General features: G+C 63.1%; 11 protein-coding genes and 1 tRNA gene. 2 read left to right on the top strand and 10 right to left on the bottom strand.

Annotation, left to right across the window (positions count from 1 at the left end):
- Positions 1-3: 3 nt before the first annotated feature.
- From ACY48M_RS07230 to ACY48M_RS07205, 6 genes are all read right to left on the bottom strand, one after another.
- Complete coding sequence (locus ACY48M_RS07230) at positions 4-1,584, bottom strand: bifunctional 3-(3-hydroxy-phenyl)propionate/3-hydroxycinnamic acid hydroxylase (RefSeq protein ID WP_462819596.1); 1,581 nt, start codon at positions 1,582-1,584, stop codon at positions 4-6.
- Positions 1,581-3,581, bottom strand: a complete 2,001-nt coding sequence (locus ACY48M_RS07225) for an acetoacetate--CoA ligase (RefSeq protein ID WP_462819595.1) — start codon at positions 3,579-3,581, stop codon at positions 1,581-1,583. Before ACY48M_RS07225 ends, ACY48M_RS07230 begins: the two co-directional genes overlap by 4 nt.
- The gene (locus tag ACY48M_RS07220; protein ID WP_462819594.1) at positions 3,578-4,426 is read right to left on the bottom strand and encodes a fumarylacetoacetate hydrolase family protein; all 849 of its coding nucleotides are present in this window, start codon (positions 4,424-4,426) and stop codon (positions 3,578-3,580) included. Before ACY48M_RS07220 ends, ACY48M_RS07225 begins: the two co-directional genes overlap by 4 nt.
- Before the next feature lie 3 nt (positions 4,427-4,429).
- The gene (locus tag ACY48M_RS07215; RefSeq protein ID WP_462819593.1) at positions 4,430-5,125 is read right to left on the bottom strand and encodes a VOC family protein; all 696 of its coding nucleotides are present in this window, start codon (positions 5,123-5,125) and stop codon (positions 4,430-4,432) included.
- A gap of 36 nt (positions 5,126-5,161) precedes the next feature.
- Positions 5,162-5,377: a flavin reductase family protein gene (locus tag ACY48M_RS07210; protein ID WP_462819592.1), complete on the bottom strand. Its 216-nt coding sequence runs from the start codon at positions 5,375-5,377 to the stop codon at positions 5,162-5,164.
- A 104-nt stretch (positions 5,378-5,481) separates the two neighbouring features.
- Positions 5,482-6,099 carry a TetR/AcrR family transcriptional regulator gene (locus ACY48M_RS07205; RefSeq protein WP_462819591.1) on the bottom strand — a complete coding sequence of 206 codons (618 nt, stop codon included), beginning with the start codon at positions 6,097-6,099 and terminating at the stop codon, positions 5,482-5,484.
- Positions 6,100-6,553: 454 nt separating this feature from the next.
- On the opposite strand from ACY48M_RS07205, the gene ACY48M_RS07200 reads away from it, so the two are divergent.
- Positions 6,554-8,227 (top strand): AIPR family protein, encoded by a 1,674-nt coding sequence (locus ACY48M_RS07200; protein WP_462819590.1) that lies wholly within the window; start codon positions 6,554-6,556, stop codon positions 8,225-8,227.
- Positions 8,228-8,283: 56 nt separating this feature from the next.
- Here the strand turns inward: ACY48M_RS07200 and ACY48M_RS07195 are convergent, their stop codons facing one another.
- From ACY48M_RS07195 to ACY48M_RS07180, 4 genes are all read right to left on the bottom strand, one after another.
- Positions 8,284-8,556 carry a hypothetical protein gene (locus ACY48M_RS07195; RefSeq protein WP_462819589.1) on the bottom strand — a complete coding sequence of 91 codons (273 nt, stop codon included), beginning with the start codon at positions 8,554-8,556 and terminating at the stop codon, positions 8,284-8,286.
- A 363-nt stretch (positions 8,557-8,919) separates the two neighbouring features.
- Positions 8,920-8,993: transfer RNA gene (locus tag ACY48M_RS07190), tRNA-Met, on the bottom strand.
- Positions 8,994-9,091: 98 nt separating this feature from the next.
- On the bottom strand, positions 9,092-11,926 hold the full coding sequence (locus tag ACY48M_RS07185) for a UPF0182 family membrane protein (RefSeq protein WP_462819588.1): 2,835 nt from the start codon (positions 11,924-11,926) through the stop codon (positions 9,092-9,094).
- A 131-nt stretch (positions 11,927-12,057) separates the two neighbouring features.
- A complete protein-coding gene (locus tag ACY48M_RS07180; RefSeq protein ID WP_462819587.1) occupies positions 12,058-13,086 on the bottom strand; it encodes a YlbL family protein in 1,029 nt (342 codons plus the stop codon).
- Positions 13,087-13,258: 172 nt separating this feature from the next.
- Here ACY48M_RS07180 and ACY48M_RS07175 point away from each other — a divergent pair, with 172 nt between their 5' ends.
- Positions 13,259-14,608, top strand: a complete 1,350-nt coding sequence (locus ACY48M_RS07175; protein WP_462819586.1) for a zinc-dependent metalloprotease — start codon at positions 13,259-13,261, stop codon at positions 14,606-14,608.
- Positions 14,609-14,961 lie beyond the last annotated feature (353 nt).

Genomic DNA, 14,961 nt, shown 5'->3' with positions numbered 1-14,961 from the left:
CGATCATGCGGCGGCGTTGGCCGCCGGTGTGAGATGTGCAACGAGCCGGACCGCGTCTTCGACGGTTCGGGCGCTGCCAAACGCATGGAAGTCGGGTCGGAACACCACCGCGACCGCACCGGCGGCCTCGAGGTACGGCAGGTATCGATTGTCCACATCGGCAACGGTGCCCTCCGCGGGGAGACCATCCGTCGGAGCGACAACGACGAGCAGGTGGCTGTCGACGCGTGATGGGAGTGCGGCACGAACAGCGGCCACCTCGTCAGGCGCGAACGCCCGTCCATCGAGCACGACGAGCGATGAGCCGAACGTGAACTCGTCTGGCAGCGAGATGCTGCCATCTGCCTGCTGCACGCGCCCCTGCACGCCGATGCGACCGGCGATAGGGTCGTCGCCGGGTGCGCCGTGAGGGAAGTAGCCAGCTCCGAGTACCTCCGGCGGCACTGGTGGCATTGCGTTCCAGGGCAACGGGCCCTTTTCCAAGAAGTGAAGGTTGCGGGCGAGCACCTTCTCGGGCTCGGTTTCGCAGATGATGCGACCAAGCTCGACCGACATTCCGAGCGAATACTGCACATTCACGTATCGCTCGGTCTGGTAGGTGTCGAGGAACTCATCAGGAGCGTCGCCGCGAAGCACGAGATCAAGCTTCCACCACAGGTTCGCGGCGTCGCGAATACCGCTCACCATGCCGACGCCGAAGAACGGTGGCATCTGGTGGGCAGCATCACCCGCGATAAACACGCGTCCCCGGCGCCACTCTTCGGCGCAGCGCGCCTTGAAGGTGTAAACGGCGAGGCGCTCGAGTTCGCAATTGTCTGGAGTGAGCTCCCACGGGGATGCAAGGCTCCACGCAAGCTCGTGCGATACCTCGCGGGGCTCCCCCGGCATCAGCATGAACTCGAAGCGTCTGCGGCCTGGACCGCCCGACACAGCGGAGGTGGGCCGCATCGGATCGCAAATCTGACCGTCGGTCGGTGACCACTCCCGAAGCCCGTCTGGCACAAGGAGGTCCATGACGAGGAAGTCTGAAGTGAAGTCGAGGTCGGTGATCTCCATTCCGAGAAGGTCACGCACTGTGCTGTTCGCGCCGTCGCATCCGACGACGTAGCGTGAGCGCAGCTCCTCAATGCCGTCGACCGTGCGAACCTGCAGCGTGACCACGTCGTCAGCCTGGTCAACGCCGACAACCTCGGTGCCTCGACGCCTCGTCAGCGTGGTGAGGCGCTCCTGCCGCTCGCCGAGCGCCGCTTCAAGACCGGGCTGGTTGAACATGGTTGCTTCAGGCCATCCCTGAGGCCCATCGATCGGGCTCGGGAAGGTGAGCATGAGATCGCCATCGGCGGTGAGCCAGTCATAGCTCTCACTCCAGACGCCGAACTCGGCCTGACGGTCTTTGGTAATGCCGACACCCGCGAGGGTGCGGCTCACGTCTGCCGTGTAGTGCACCGCGCGAGGGAGCGAATATGCCGCCTCATGCCGCTCGAGTGTGAGCACGCTGTGGCCCGCCTGCGCGAGCAGCACCGACATCAATTGACCGACGACCCCCTGGCCGACGATCGTGACATCCCAGACCTTGTCGTTCATTCATTCACTCCTTTGTGATCTGCAATGAATTCTGCTGCGCGGCCCACGAACCAATCGACTGATTCTGGGTTTGTGAGCGATCCGCGATTCACCGCCTCGGCGTCGGACCTGCCGAGGAACAGTTTTTTGAGAGGAATCTCGATGCGCTTGCCCGCATGGGTCATCGGGATTCCGGGCACCTGCTCAATTGCGTCAGGAACATGCCGGGCGCTCGCCCGACTCCGAATCGCGAGGCGAATCGTATTCCGCAGCTCGTCGTCAAGTTCTACGCCATCGACGAGCTCAACAAACAGCGGCATCCAGTACTTTGCACCGGGAAGCTCGATGCCGAGCACGACCGCGTTGCGCACCTCGGCTACCGCCTGGAGGGCGGCATAGACATCGGCGCTGCCCATACGAACGCCATCCCGGTTGAGGGTGGCGTCTGAGCGGCCGTGCACGACGAAGCCGCCGCGCGGGGTCCGACTGATCCAGTCGCCGTGGGTCCAGACGGAGGGGTCGGAGTCGAAATACGCTGCGCGGTAGAGTGCGCCGTCGACATCGTTCCAGAAGCAGACCGGCATCGATGGCATCGGCTTCGTGATGACCATCTCACCGATCTCATCGAGGTCGGCCTCAGAGCCGTCTTCGCGGCGCACCTGAATGGCCACGCCCAGCGTTGGGCCCTGCAGTTCGCCGAGATGCACCGGCTGCCACGGGTTGCCCCCGATGAAGCCACTACAGATGTCGGTGCCGCCCGAGTCGCTGCTGAGATGCACGTCTGACTTCACGGCATCGTGAACCCACCGCCAGGTCGATGGCGAGAGCACCGATCCCGTCGACATGAGCGTGTGGAGCGGGGTCAGATCCCAGTCTTCAGACGGGCGAAGGCCCGACTTTTCGACCAGGGAGAGGTAGGCGGCTCCCGTGGAGAACATTGTCACTCGCGCGAGCGATGCGACCTCGAACTGACGGTCGGCCCGAGGCCACGTTGGCGCACCCGAATAGGTGACGACCGCCGCCCCGACAGAGAGCGTGTTGACGAGCGTGTTCCACACCATCCATGCGGTGTTGGCGGCGGTGAAGTATCGGTCTCCCGGGCCGAGCCCAAACTGGAGGCCGATGCCTTTCGCCGCCTCCAGGAGGATTCCGCCGTGAGAGTGCACGATGCCTTTGGGGGCACCGCTTGTGCCGGAGGAGAAGAGCACCCACAGCGGCTCGGAGAATCCGACTCGCTCGAACTCGAGTTCGGCAGAGGGCTGCACCGTGAGGTCAATCGCTTCCGCACCAGCGAAGGGCTCTGCGCCTCGCGCTGAGCCCACCAGGAACACCGAGCGCACGCTCGGCAGCTCTGCGGCGATCCCCTCAAGGGCTGCAGCGGTGTCGACCCAGCGGCCCTTGAAGAAGTACCCGAAGGTGCCGAGGAGCACGACGGGCTCCAGCGGGCGCAGCCGGTCGAGTGTTGCACCCGGCGCGAGGTCGGGTGAACTTACGGTCCAGATCGCGCCAACACTCGCTGTTGCGAGCATGGCGACGATGGTCTCTGGGATGTTTGGCAAGACAGCGCCGACACGGTCTCCCGGTGAGACACCGGCCTGCTTGAGCCGCTCAGCGAGCACCGCAACCCTGGTGGTCAGGTCGAGCCACGACCACTCCTGCAGCGAGCCATCCTCTGAGACGTCGATGACCGCCGGCTCGGATTCACGCCCGAGCGCATGCCGCAACACATTCTCGGCAAAGTTCAGACGCGCGTTCGGATACCAGACGGCACCCGGCATCCGCTCTTCGACGAGGGCCGGTGTGTCAAAGCCCTCGCCAACCATGCCGAAGAACTCGCGCACCGCTCCCCAAAAACCAGCGATGTCGGTCGTCGACCAGAGCCACATCTGCTCATAGTCGGCGATCTCGATACCCCGGTGGGTCTGGACCCAGTCGCGGAATTGCGTCAGTCGTGTTGCAGCGAGCTGTTCGGGCGTTGGCGCCCAGCTGACTTCAGGCGCTGTCGAGTGCGCACTCATCCCTCGATGAATGTGTTTCGAATGGAGCCGATGCCGACCAACTCAGTCGTCATGACGTGACCGGGGCGCATGAGCACGCCGCGAGACAGCCCAACACCGGCCGGCGTGCCGGTGAAGATGATGTCGCCGGGCAGGAGCGTCAGGATCTTTGACAGGCGGTGGATGCTTTCAGCGACTCCGAAAAACATGTCAGAGGTGTTTGCCTCTTGCACGACAAGTTCGCCGTCGATGCCAGGGCCCGTGAGGACGGCGCGGAACTCGATGGCGTCACGGTCGGCGAACTCATCCGGGGTGGCGACAACGGGGCCGAACGGGCCGAAGCCGGGGAACGACTTGCCCATGCTGAACTGCGGGACCGGCGGGCGCCGCTGCACGGTGCGCTCCGAGTAATCCTGACCGATCGAGACACCAGCGACATGGTCCCAGGCATCCTCAAGCGCGATGCGATGACCCTCAACGCCGATCACGACGACAACCTCTGTCTCGTAGTCGACGTCGTCGCTTGGCAGCGCAACGGTCGCGTTCGGCGCGGCAAGGCTCGAACGGAACTTCGTGAAGACGATGAGCTCTTCAGGGTCCGGGATGCCCGCCTCTTCAGCGTGAGCCTTGTAGTTCACGCCAATGGCGATGATCTGCGGCGGGCGGGGCACGGGAATGTCGAGATCGGCCTCGTCATACGGCGCACCCTCAGTCGGCGCGGTGCTCGCCCACGTGCGGAACTCCGCCCAGCGCTCGTAAACATCCATTGGGTCTGGGCCGAATGCTCCATCGCTCGCGGTGGCGATGTCGACCGCGCCGGACTCAGTGATGAGTGCGGCGCGGCCCTTGAGGTTCGCAATGCGCATGGCTTAGTTCTCCTGGGGAGCGCCCGGCAGCGGCACTCCGTTTGCGAGCGAGGGGTCAGCGGCAAGCTTGGCCGCCCACACGTCTGGGAACGCCGGGTTCGGCACCTCGACGGCGGGGCGGAACTCGCCCGCGTAGGTACGCACGTGAATCTCGTCCGCCGTGGCGCCCTGCGCGCGCGCCTCAACGAGGAGGTCGGGGTCGAACTGCGGGCCGAGCTGATCTTCAGCGAACTCGCGCGACGCCCACATCCACTCCTTCGACTTGCCCCAGTCGCGGAAGTTGTCGATCTGGATCTCGATGCCATTGCCATCGGGGTCGTTGTAGTAGATCGACATGGTCATGCCGTGGTCCATGCAGAATGCCGGGTGGATTCCCATGTCGCGCAGGCGCACGTAGTTGTCGAGCCATGCGTCGAAGTCTTCGTACTCAAACGCCGTGTGGTGCAGGCCGGCGGAGTGCGGCTTGTCGATGGGGGGCTTGGTGCCGGGAATGCGCAGGAGCGCGATGCGGTGGTTCGCTTCGTCGTTGGTCAGCCAGGCGGCGTGCTCCGAGTAGAAGACGGGCTGCAGTCCGCATACGGCTTCGTAGAAGCGGACCATGGGGTCGATCTCCATCGTCATGAACGTCGCGTGGTGCAGCTTTGGCACCGTGATCGGACGGGGACGCGGAGTGTTCTTGTACACGGATGACTCAGTCACTTGTTGATTCTTCTTCCTGTGATCGGATGCTACGGCTCAGGCCGCGGGGGTAAGGATGTCGAGACGCGGAGCGACATGCGCTCCACGATAGAAGATCATGGGCTCGCGCTCGGCCACGGGCCCATCATTGAGAAGACGTGCAATCACAACTTCGTGGTCGCCTCCCGCGATAGTGGATTCGATGGATGCTTCGAATTGCAGCTCCTGTTCACTGCCAGACAGCGGGGCGCTGGCGTGTGACCACTCACTCATGATTCCTCCTCTTTGACGCATTCATGAGATGGACTGTACCGTACAGTTTATAGTATTCCAGGTCAACATGTGCAGCCGTCGAGCGACGACTTGCAACCCTGAATTCACAGGGCTTCAGCACGCACTTGCTCGGGTGGTGGCGTCACGCCCAGCACAGGCAAAAGGATGACATCCACGAAGCCTTCAAGGTAGGCCCGGTCGGGTTGCGTGCCTTCGACAAGGTGGCGCGCAACAGGGATAGACATCATGACGTGGTGCACATAGCGCCGAGTCTGCGCCGACACGGTGATCTCACCGCGTGCGGCGGCACGATCGAGGACAAGGTCGAGCGGGAGTCGCGCCGGGTCGGCAAGTTGGTGGCGAATCGTCAAGGCGAGTTGCTCGTCGTGCAGCGAAGCATGGGTCAGTGCGGCGATGAGGGCCACCTCAGACGCCGCCATGGTCGCGAGTGTCGCAACCAATGCGAGAAGGTCACCCCTCACCGAACCCGTGGTCTCAACCGAAGGGGGAACGGGGCGACGCGCCTGCAGCGCTGCCGTCACGAGCCCCGGCTTGCCGTTCCACTGCCGATAGAGGGTGGCCGTGCTGCACCGTGCGATCGCCGCGACAGCGGGCATTGTGAGCCCGCGGTAGCCGTCCTTTTCTAGGACGCTCAGCGTCGCGTCGAGGATCTCTGCCTCACGTTCGGCGGAGAGCCGGCGTCGACTATTGTCTGTGAGCACCGTTCATCCTCCTCGCGACGACGATGCAGACTCTATCGGCACTGAACGACTGCGCCAAATCCCCGCGCAGGCCACAAATTGGAACCACGTCGCACGCCACAACGAAGAAAGGACCGGGATGGTTTTTCAATCATCCCGGTCCTTTTTTCGCTCACTCCCTGGACGATCTTGCGATCAATCCCGGCATGAGATTTTGGTTACGGGGGCAGGATTTGAACCTACGACCTCTGGGTTATGAGCCGACCACTTCACCGCAAAGATGACTCGCGGGAATTCGCGGCTCTACGGTTGCGCTTCGAGACGCAGTGGCCCGGAGTTGCGCTGTGAGATCCCGCAGTTAGAACGGAGTTTAGACCGGAGCCGCTTCCTCGCCAGTTGCGCAATCTCGAAGACCTGGAGATGAAGAATGCAGATCTGGCCTCAGTTGTTGAAGGGTTCTCGATAGTCTTCGCGCATGGAAGCGAAAGATCTGAACTACGGCCCGCTCAAAATCCTTCTCAAGCCGATCGAGGATCGGACGGGATTGGGGGAATCTGCGGCGTTCCTTAACTGGTTCCTGAGGAACGTATACCGGCTTGACGAGACTGAAGCGCGTGACGCGATTTGCGACCATCAGAACGACAAGGGCATCGACGGCATCTACGTCGATCACAACAACGAAGAGATCCACTTCTTCCAGTCCAAGATCAGGCAAGCCGACACTGGAAAGGTTGGCGACGTTGGCCCAAAGAACTTCATGGCGTCCGTCCAGCAGTTCGATCACCCAGACAAGGTCACGGCCATCCTTGCGGGGAACGCCGACGCTGACCTCAAGCGGTTGATAGTCCGTGCTGACGTCAGCGAAATGGTCAGCAACAATTACGCGCTCGTCGGGGTTTATGTCACCAACGAATCGCACAATGCAGACTCGCTTCAGTACGCCCTAATCACTCCATCCATCACCGTCTACGACAAGGCGGCGATCGCTGCGAAAGTCATCGACCTCGACGCGAGCGAGGGCCAGAAGGATTCGTTCACATTCGACACGTCGTACGTCCCACCGATGTCGATGCAGTCTGGCTCCGGCGAGAGCGCAGCCCAAATGTATGTCTTTCCGGCACGGGCACTGCAGCTAGTTCACATGGACGGGATCTCCGACGGATCCCTCTTCAAGGCAAACGTTAGGTACACGCTCGGGAACACGACTGTTAACCGTTCAATTCGAAAGTCGATCGCTGAGAAGTCGTCGCACGGCGAGTTCGTTCTCTTCCACAACGGCATCATCATTCTGTGCACCGAGGTAGACAATTCCGTGGCCGACGAGCTCACGATAAAGAACTACTCCGTCGTAAATGGGGCGCAGAGCCTGACTAGCTTCTTCGCGGGCAAGGCCAAGTTGTCGGACGACCTGCGTGTAATCGTCAGGGTGATCCAGGTTCAAGACGAAGAGCTAGCGAAAACTATCACCCACAACAGCAACAACCAGAACGCTATTCGGCCACGCGATCTTCGGTCGAATCACGCGATCATGGTTCGCCTTCAGAAAGAGATGGAATCGGAGCCCGGCAACTACTTCTTCGAAGTCAAGCGAGGCGAGGTTGCGCCGACCGGGTCAACGGTAATAACGAATGACGAAATCGGACGAGCGTTCTTGGCCTTCGACCTTCAGGAACCATGGGGCGCTCACCAGATTTACCGAGTTTTCGACGAGAAGTATGCAGATATATTTGGTCGTCGTGAAGTAACGGCTTACCGCGTGATCTTCATGCACCGACTGTTAAGGATCGTCGACAAAGCACTGCCCAAGTTGAAGAATAAGCAGATGGGTTCGTATACCCTGACGCGCTACTTTGCCCTTTTCGTATTGGCTCGAATCCTGCGCAGCGACGACGCTTCCAAGCCCTTCGTGGCAGATCCCTCGCTGTTGACGGACTCTCAGCTGACCGAGTTTCTCGATAAGTGCGAGCAAATCCTTACGACGGTGGTCGTCGACTTGAGCTACGAAGCGAAGGACGACTTCGACTACAAGTCCATCCTCAAGAGCCCGAACCAGTCTGCTGATCTGGCTGATCGCGTCCTCGCGAGCTATGAGAAAGATGTGGCTCGAGGGAAGGCGGAGTCCTTTGATGGATGGGCTCCCGGCCCCTAGCCCCAACCCGCGTAGCGCGAGCCGCCAGTCCGCCCGAAACTGCGGGCAGATCTCGACTAGACAGCGCGCAGCCTGCGCGCTGCCGTGATCATGCCGGATGTATCCGCGAGGTCTGTATAAGCGGCGCGATTCACTGCCGTGTCGTGCCCGAAGAAGGCTGCACGGATTACCTCCGGCACCTGATCGAGGAGCAGCGAGTTCAGCGTCGCCCGCCAGACATGTGTCCTCGCCGTTTCGAGGAGCTGGATACGGATATGGAGCGTCTCGCTCATCTCGACGTAAAGCTGCGTGGCTGCCTCCTGGCAATTGTCGCGATCCCAGATGGTCATCTGGTCCGCCGGCGAGCTATGACATGCGCTGAAGGTTCAGGAGCCGCGTTCTGGCGAGCTAGCAGCCTTTCCGCGACCCGGCCCCCGTCGAGTACAGGTACACGCCGCGCCCTGTGGGTCTTGGAAGATGTACCAGCGACCTCGAGTCTTGACAGGCACTCAACGCATCGCGGCGAAGTTAAGCCGTCATCGTCCACACGAGCAGGGTAGTCCAGGACCGAAATAGACGACTTGGAGCATCCCTCCCAAGACAAGAGAGTGAAGGGGCGAGCTAAACCGGAGTCTAAAGCGGAGCTAGGTGAAGTCCGGGGCAAGAGAAAGGCCCTCTGGCCAGAGAATCCCTGGTCAGAGGGCCTTTACTTGTTGCGGGGGCAGGATTTGAACCTACGACCTCTGGGTTATGAGCCCAGCGAGCTACCGAACTGCTCCACCCCGCGCTACAAGGATCAACTTTAGCACAGGCCCGACAAGCCTCTGACGACTCTGCCACCTCGACCGGACCAGCGACTCGCGCCGCTGATCCGGTCGATGACGATTACTCTGAGGCTGCGAAAAGCCGCTCGAGAGCATCCTGCAGGCGCTCGTCGGCCTCGGCTGCTGCCACAAGGTCGTTCTCGGCATAGGCAGCCTCGCGGTCGGTCAAAGCCTCCTGCGCATCAGAGAGTGCCTGCTCGTAATCAGAACCGGCGGGCGTCTCAGGATCTGCCGGGTCTGCCGGGTCAGCGGGATCTACGGGGTCGGCAGGATCGATCGGCTCGATCGGCACACCCTCGTCACCGGCATCCGCCCCGGAATCGCCGCCGAAGATCTCGTCGAGCGCGGCATCCAGACTGTCCTCGAAGGCAATCCTGTCACCGAACGACACGAGCACCTTCTGCAGCACCGGGTAGCTCGTTTCACCCGTCGACTGCACGTACACCGGCTGCACGTAGAGCAGACCGCCACCGACAGGGAGCGTGAGCAGGTTGCCTCGCTCCACCGTCGTCGAACCCTGGTTGAGGATGTTGAGTTCAGACGACACAACCGGGTCTGAGTTGAAGTTGTTCTGCACCTGACCCGGACCCGCAACCGTGTCTTGCTTCGGCAGCGTCAGGAGCGTGAATTTGCCGTAATCCTCACCCGGATCGGAGTTCACCGCCAAATAGCCCGTGAGCACGTTTCGCGTGCCTTCACCCTCAGAGCGCGGGATGTAGGTGCTGTAGAGGCTGAACGCCGGCTCGTCCATGCCAGGAAGCTGCATCGACAGGTAGTACGGCGGCTGTGCCTGTGCCGTCGCGGCGGGTGACGTTGGGTCGTTCGGCGTCACCCAGGCGTCATCACCGGAGTAGAACGAGTTCGCGTCGGTGACGTGGTAGGTGCCGAGAATGGCCCGCTGCACCTTGAAGAGGTCGGCCGGGTAGCGCACGTGGGAAAGGAGGTCTTCGCTCATCTCACTCGCAGGCTTGACCGTCGACGGGAAGATCTTCTGCCAGGTCTCAAGGATCGGGTCCTCTTCATCCCAGGCGTAGAGCGTGACCTCGCCGGAATACGCGTCGACCGTCGCCTTCACCGAGTTGCGGATGTAGTTGATCTGGTCGAGCGCGACAAGGGGCTCTTCGGTGTAGGTGTCGACAATCGCGGTGCTCAGCGACTGCACGTCGGAGTAGGGGTACTCCGCGCTCGTCGTGTACCCGTCGACAATCCAGACGACCTTCTCGTCGACGACCGCCGGGTAGGCATCGCTATCGAGGGTGAGGTACGGCGCGACCTTCTGCACACGCTCGCGCGGATCGCGGTCGTACAGGATCTGCGACTCAGAATTGACGGCATCCGACAGCACGATCTGCTCCGACTGGAACTTGATCGCGTAGATGAGCTGCTTGAAAATGCTGTCGAGCTTCGGTCCGCCATCGCCCTGATAGGTCGTGGTCGCGTTGCTCTCGCTGTCTTCGCCACCCGATGGGTAGTCGAGCTCAACCTCGGGAGCGCCCTCCGGCGCCCCCACGATCGAATACTCAGGCGAATTCTCACCGAAGTAGATTCGCGGCTCATAGTCTCCAAGCACACCGGTGCTCGGAATGCCGGACTCGATGAACTCGGGCATGCCTTCAGACGTGCGCTGGTTGCCAGCCGCGGCGACGACACCGTAGCCGTGCGTGTACACGAACGTCTCGTTGTACTGACTGTTGGTGCCACCGGTGTTCGAAGCGTTGACCTCGCGGACGGCGATGACCGTGTCTTGCACTTCGCCGTCGATCGTGTAGCGGTCGACATCGAGGTGGTCGGCAAACGAGTAGTACTGGCGGATCTGCTCGAGCTGTGCAAACGAGTCGGAGACGAGCGCAGGGTCGAGAATGCGGATGCTCGCGGTTGTCTCAGCGTCATCACGCAGCTGGCCTGGCTCGGCAGTCGAGGTGGCCGCATACGGGGTCTCGACCACATCGCTGACGCCATAGGCGGCTCGCGTGGCCTCAATGTTGCGCTCGATGTACGGAGATTCGAGGGTACGAACACTCGGCTCAACCTGGAAGCGCTGAATCACCCACGGCACGGCCGAACCGGCGATGATCGACACCACAATCAGCAGCGCCGTGCCGACAATGGGCAGGCGCCAACGGCCGATAATGGCGGTGATGATGAAGAGAATGGCGACAACCACCGCGACCCCCGCGATGATCTGCTTGCCAGGAATCACGGCGTTGACGTCGGCGTACGAAGCACCGTACAGCAGGCCGCTGCTCGACTCGGAGAGCGTCGCGTACTGGTCGAGCCAGAGGGCCGCCGCCTGAATCAGCAGGTAGACGGCACCCGTCATGGCGAGCTGCACGCGTGCGGTCTTCGAGATTCGCACCTCGCGACCGTTGACCCGCAGCGCACCGTAGAGATAGCTCGTCGCGAGGGCCGCGAGGGCGGAGATAATAACGACGGCCGAGGCAAAGGTGACGACGCTCTGGTAGAACGGCAACTCGAAAAGATAGAAGGAAAGGTCGAGACCGAACTGCGCGTCGGTCTCGCCCGTCGGGGTGCTGTTGAGCCACATGAGCGCGACCTGCCAACGCGTTGCAGCGGCGATCCCGGCAAAGAAACCGAAGGCGACCGGGATGCCGAGCGTCGCAAGGCGGCGGAGGGGTTCGATGACCTGCTGGTAGCGGTCGAGCTGCGCGTTGAGCTTGGCGTAGACCGGCCGACGACGGAAGGCAATCTCGATGCTCGCCCACACGGGCAGGGCCATGCCGAAGAAGCCGATGAGGAACATCGCCCCGGTCGCGAGCCACTGGGTGGTGAGCACCGACTCGAAGCCCAGCTGCTCGAACCAGAGCCAGTCGGCGTAGAGTCCGGCGAAAATGAAGAACAGCAGCACGACGGCCGCGATGATCACCGCGGTGATCACGAGAGTCCCTCGCTTGCGTGTGTCTGGCGTCTGTGCAGTGGCGGGGGAAGTCAAGGGGTACTCCTGGCTCGGTGCGCGGGCGGGGTACGAACCAGCTTAACCGCTTGAGGAGTCGATCCGCTGCGGGGAGGTCACGAGCAGGTCTCCAATTCGTCGGCCTGATCATTCGCGATCAGCTCGAGCGACGCGGTCGCCTCCTCCAACGTGTCGACCGGAATCACCGTGAGCCCCGCTGGCTCATTGCCGACAACCTCGGAGCAGTTGCCGCTCGGCACCAGCATCCAGCTGGCACCACCGCTGACCGCGCCGTACATTTTCTGCCGCACGCCACCGATCGCGCCGACCTCACCGGAGCCCGAAATGGTGCCGGTGCCAGCCACGTGCTCGCCGCCAGTGAGCTCCCCAGGAGTGAGTTTGTCGATGACGCCGAGCGCGAACATCATGCCGGCCGAGGGACCACCGACGCTGTCGAGTTCAATCTCGACGTCGATCGGCACGTCGTATTCGACCTGCACGCCAACGCCGATGACCGGCGCCGAATCCTCCCCGTCACTGAGCGCAGGGGTCACCTCGACCTCGATGACCTGATCGCCGCGCAGCAGGGAGAGCGCGACCGGGGTGCCCGCACCGTGCTCCGCGATCGCACCGCGGAGCGCCGTCACGTCGGAGTGGCGCTCGCCCTCGACCGAGAGCACGGTGTCGCCCACCTCAACGACACCCTCGGCCGGGTATCCCTCGACGACGCTCGCGATCGTGAGCGTGCCCTCGACGTCGTACCCGAGTTCGCGCAGCGCCGCGGCGACCGCTTCACTCTTGGAGTTCTCCATCTCCACACGGTTCGACTCCTCCGCATCTTCGAAGCTCGTGCCCTCCGGGTACACCGAATCGATCGGTATCACCGAACGACTCGAGTCGAACCATGCAGACACCACGGAGAACCACCCGACGGGCGTTGCGCGGCTGCCGACGACGCTCACCGTGAGGAGATCGAGCGCACCACTCGTCTCGAACGTCTCGGCGTCGATTGTGATGAGCTCCGCAGCATCCTCGCCCTCGCCGACCGTGCCGAGCGTGTCGTAGGTCGGGCCGGGCTGCTGCACGACATACGGCGACGGCACGAACGACACCACAAGCGTGCCGATGAGCGCGAACAGCAGCATGCTCCAGCCGACGCGAAGACGACGCGCTGAGGGGGCCACCCAAGGTGCAGGCGGGGAGAAAAGCGACACCGTGGTCCTTTCGCGGGGCTGTTCGCCACGGGCGCACAGGTGAGGCACCAGCCTCAGGGCAAAACTCAGGCATCGCATGGATGCAGCGGCTAGCGTAGTCGGCATGGCTGACGATTCCCAGCGAGACCCTGGCGACGAACTGCGAGACATGCTGCGGGAGCTCCTCTCTGGCAATTCGGAGATCGACCCGCGCAGGCTCGCCGGCGCCGCAGGGCTCCCAGACGACCCCGACCTCATCGCGCAGATGATCAGCCAACTTCAAGGCGCACTCCAGCACAGCGGCGACGGCATCAACTGGGAAATCGCCATCGACCAGGCCAAAGCGATCGCCGCGTCGACCAGCGCCGAGGTCACCCCCGCCGACCGAGACGCCCACCAACAAGTACTCAGCGTCGCGGCGCTCTGGCTCGGCGAAGTCACGTCGATCGCCGAGCTCACCGCTGAGCCGCACATCCTCACCCGTGGGGACTGGGTCGAAGCCACCATGCCGGTCTGGACCCAGCTCGCGGAGCCCGTCGCCACCAGCATCGCCGATGCCCTCACCGAGGTCATCCGCGAGCAGGCGCCAGAAGAGCTCTCCGGGATGCTCGCCAACGCCGGACAACTCATGCGGAATGTCGGTGGCACCCTCTTCGCTATGCAGCTCGGCCATGTCGTCGGCCAGCTCTCGACCGAGGTCGTCTCTGGCGGTGACATCGGCATCCCGCTGCTCACCGCAACCGGATCGAGCGATCACCAGGCGGCCATCGTGCCGCAGAACGTTGCCGCGTTCGGCGAGGGTCTCGACATTCCGGCCGACCAGGTGCAGCTCTACCTCGCGGTGCGGGAGCTCGCCCACGCCCGCCTGTTTCGGCACGCAAAGTGGCTGCGCCTGCAGCTCATCACGTCGATCACCGAATATGCCAAGGGCATCCACATCGACACCGCCCCGCTCGAGAGTTTTGCCGCGGACTTCGACCCCGAAAACCCTGAGGCGCTGCGCGAAGCGCTCGCGAGCGGCGCCCTCATCCCGCCAAAGACCGACGCACAGCTGGCCGCCCTTGAACGTCTCGAGAGCATCCTCGCCCTCATCGAGGGCTGGGTGGATGTCGTCACCGCCCGCGCGACGACGAGGCTCCCATCGAGCGGGGCCATCGCCGAAATGGTGCGCCGTCGCCGTGCCGCTGGCGGGCCAGCCGAATCGGCGTTCGCAACGCTCGTTGGTCTTGAGCTGCGCCCCCGCCGCCTGCGCGAGGCCGCGGCAATGTGGCTTGCCGTGACCGATGCCGTTGGGGCCGATGCGAGGGATTCGCTCTGGTCGCATCCCGATCTCGTGCCAACCTCCGACGACATCGACAACCCCGAGCAGCTCACCGCGCGGCTCACCGACACGGCTTCGGAGCCTGACGACATCGACCGCGCTATCGAAGACCTACTGGGCGACGACACGGGCGACCGACCCCGCGAAAAGTAGCGCCCCGTCGACTCGGTCGACGTGCCTGTGGATAGTTCCACCCCGCAACGTCGCGCGTGCCGCATCATCGCGGTGTGCCCCTCCGACTCAATCCCCGACTCCCCCTCGTGTGGCGAAACCCACAAAGCCTCCAGCTCGGCGTCGACCGTCCGGCCGTCGTGCTTGAGACCGTAAGCAACGCCGAAGAACGGATGCTCGCCGCGCTCGTCGGCGGCACCACCAGGGCCGGGCTCGCCCTCGTCGCCGAGACCGCCGGCGCCAGCATCGACGACGTCGATGCTCTGTTGCTGCGGGTGGCCCCGGCCCTCGTGCCAGCACCTCCCCCGCATCAGCTTGGCAATGTTGTCGTCAGC

The sequence above is a fragment of the Homoserinimonas flava genome (assembly GCF_054969005.1).
Note: the sequence above shows the minus strand (reverse complement) of the source record. Positions and strands in the feature narration are given on the sequence as shown.

Excerpts from the sequence above, each read along its gene's own strand:
- ACY48M_RS07230 (WP_462819596.1), bottom strand. The coding sequence starts at position 1,584 with ATGAACGACAAGGTCTGGGATGTCACGATCGTCGGCCAGGGGGTCGTC.
- ACY48M_RS07225 (WP_462819595.1), bottom strand. The coding sequence starts at position 3,581 with ATGAGTGCGCACTCGACAGCGCCTGAAGTCAGCTGGGCGCCAACGCCC.
- ACY48M_RS07220 (WP_462819594.1), bottom strand. The coding sequence starts at position 4,426 with ATGCGCATTGCGAACCTCAAGGGCCGCGCCGCACTCATCACTGAGTCC.
- ACY48M_RS07210 (WP_462819592.1), bottom strand. The coding sequence starts at position 5,377 with ATGAGTGAGTGGTCACACGCCAGCGCCCCGCTGTCTGGCAGTGAACAG.
- ACY48M_RS07200 (WP_462819590.1), top strand. The coding sequence starts at position 6,554 with ATGGAAGCGAAAGATCTGAACTACGGCCCGCTCAAAATCCTTCTCAAG.
- ACY48M_RS07195 (WP_462819589.1), bottom strand. The coding sequence starts at position 8,556 with ATGACCATCTGGGATCGCGACAATTGCCAGGAGGCAGCCACGCAGCTT.
- ACY48M_RS07180 (WP_462819587.1), bottom strand. The coding sequence starts at position 13,086 with ATGCTGCTGTTCGCGCTCATCGGCACGCTTGTGGTGTCGTTCGTGCCG.
- ACY48M_RS07175 (WP_462819586.1), top strand. The coding sequence starts at position 13,259 with ATGGCTGACGATTCCCAGCGAGACCCTGGCGACGAACTGCGAGACATG.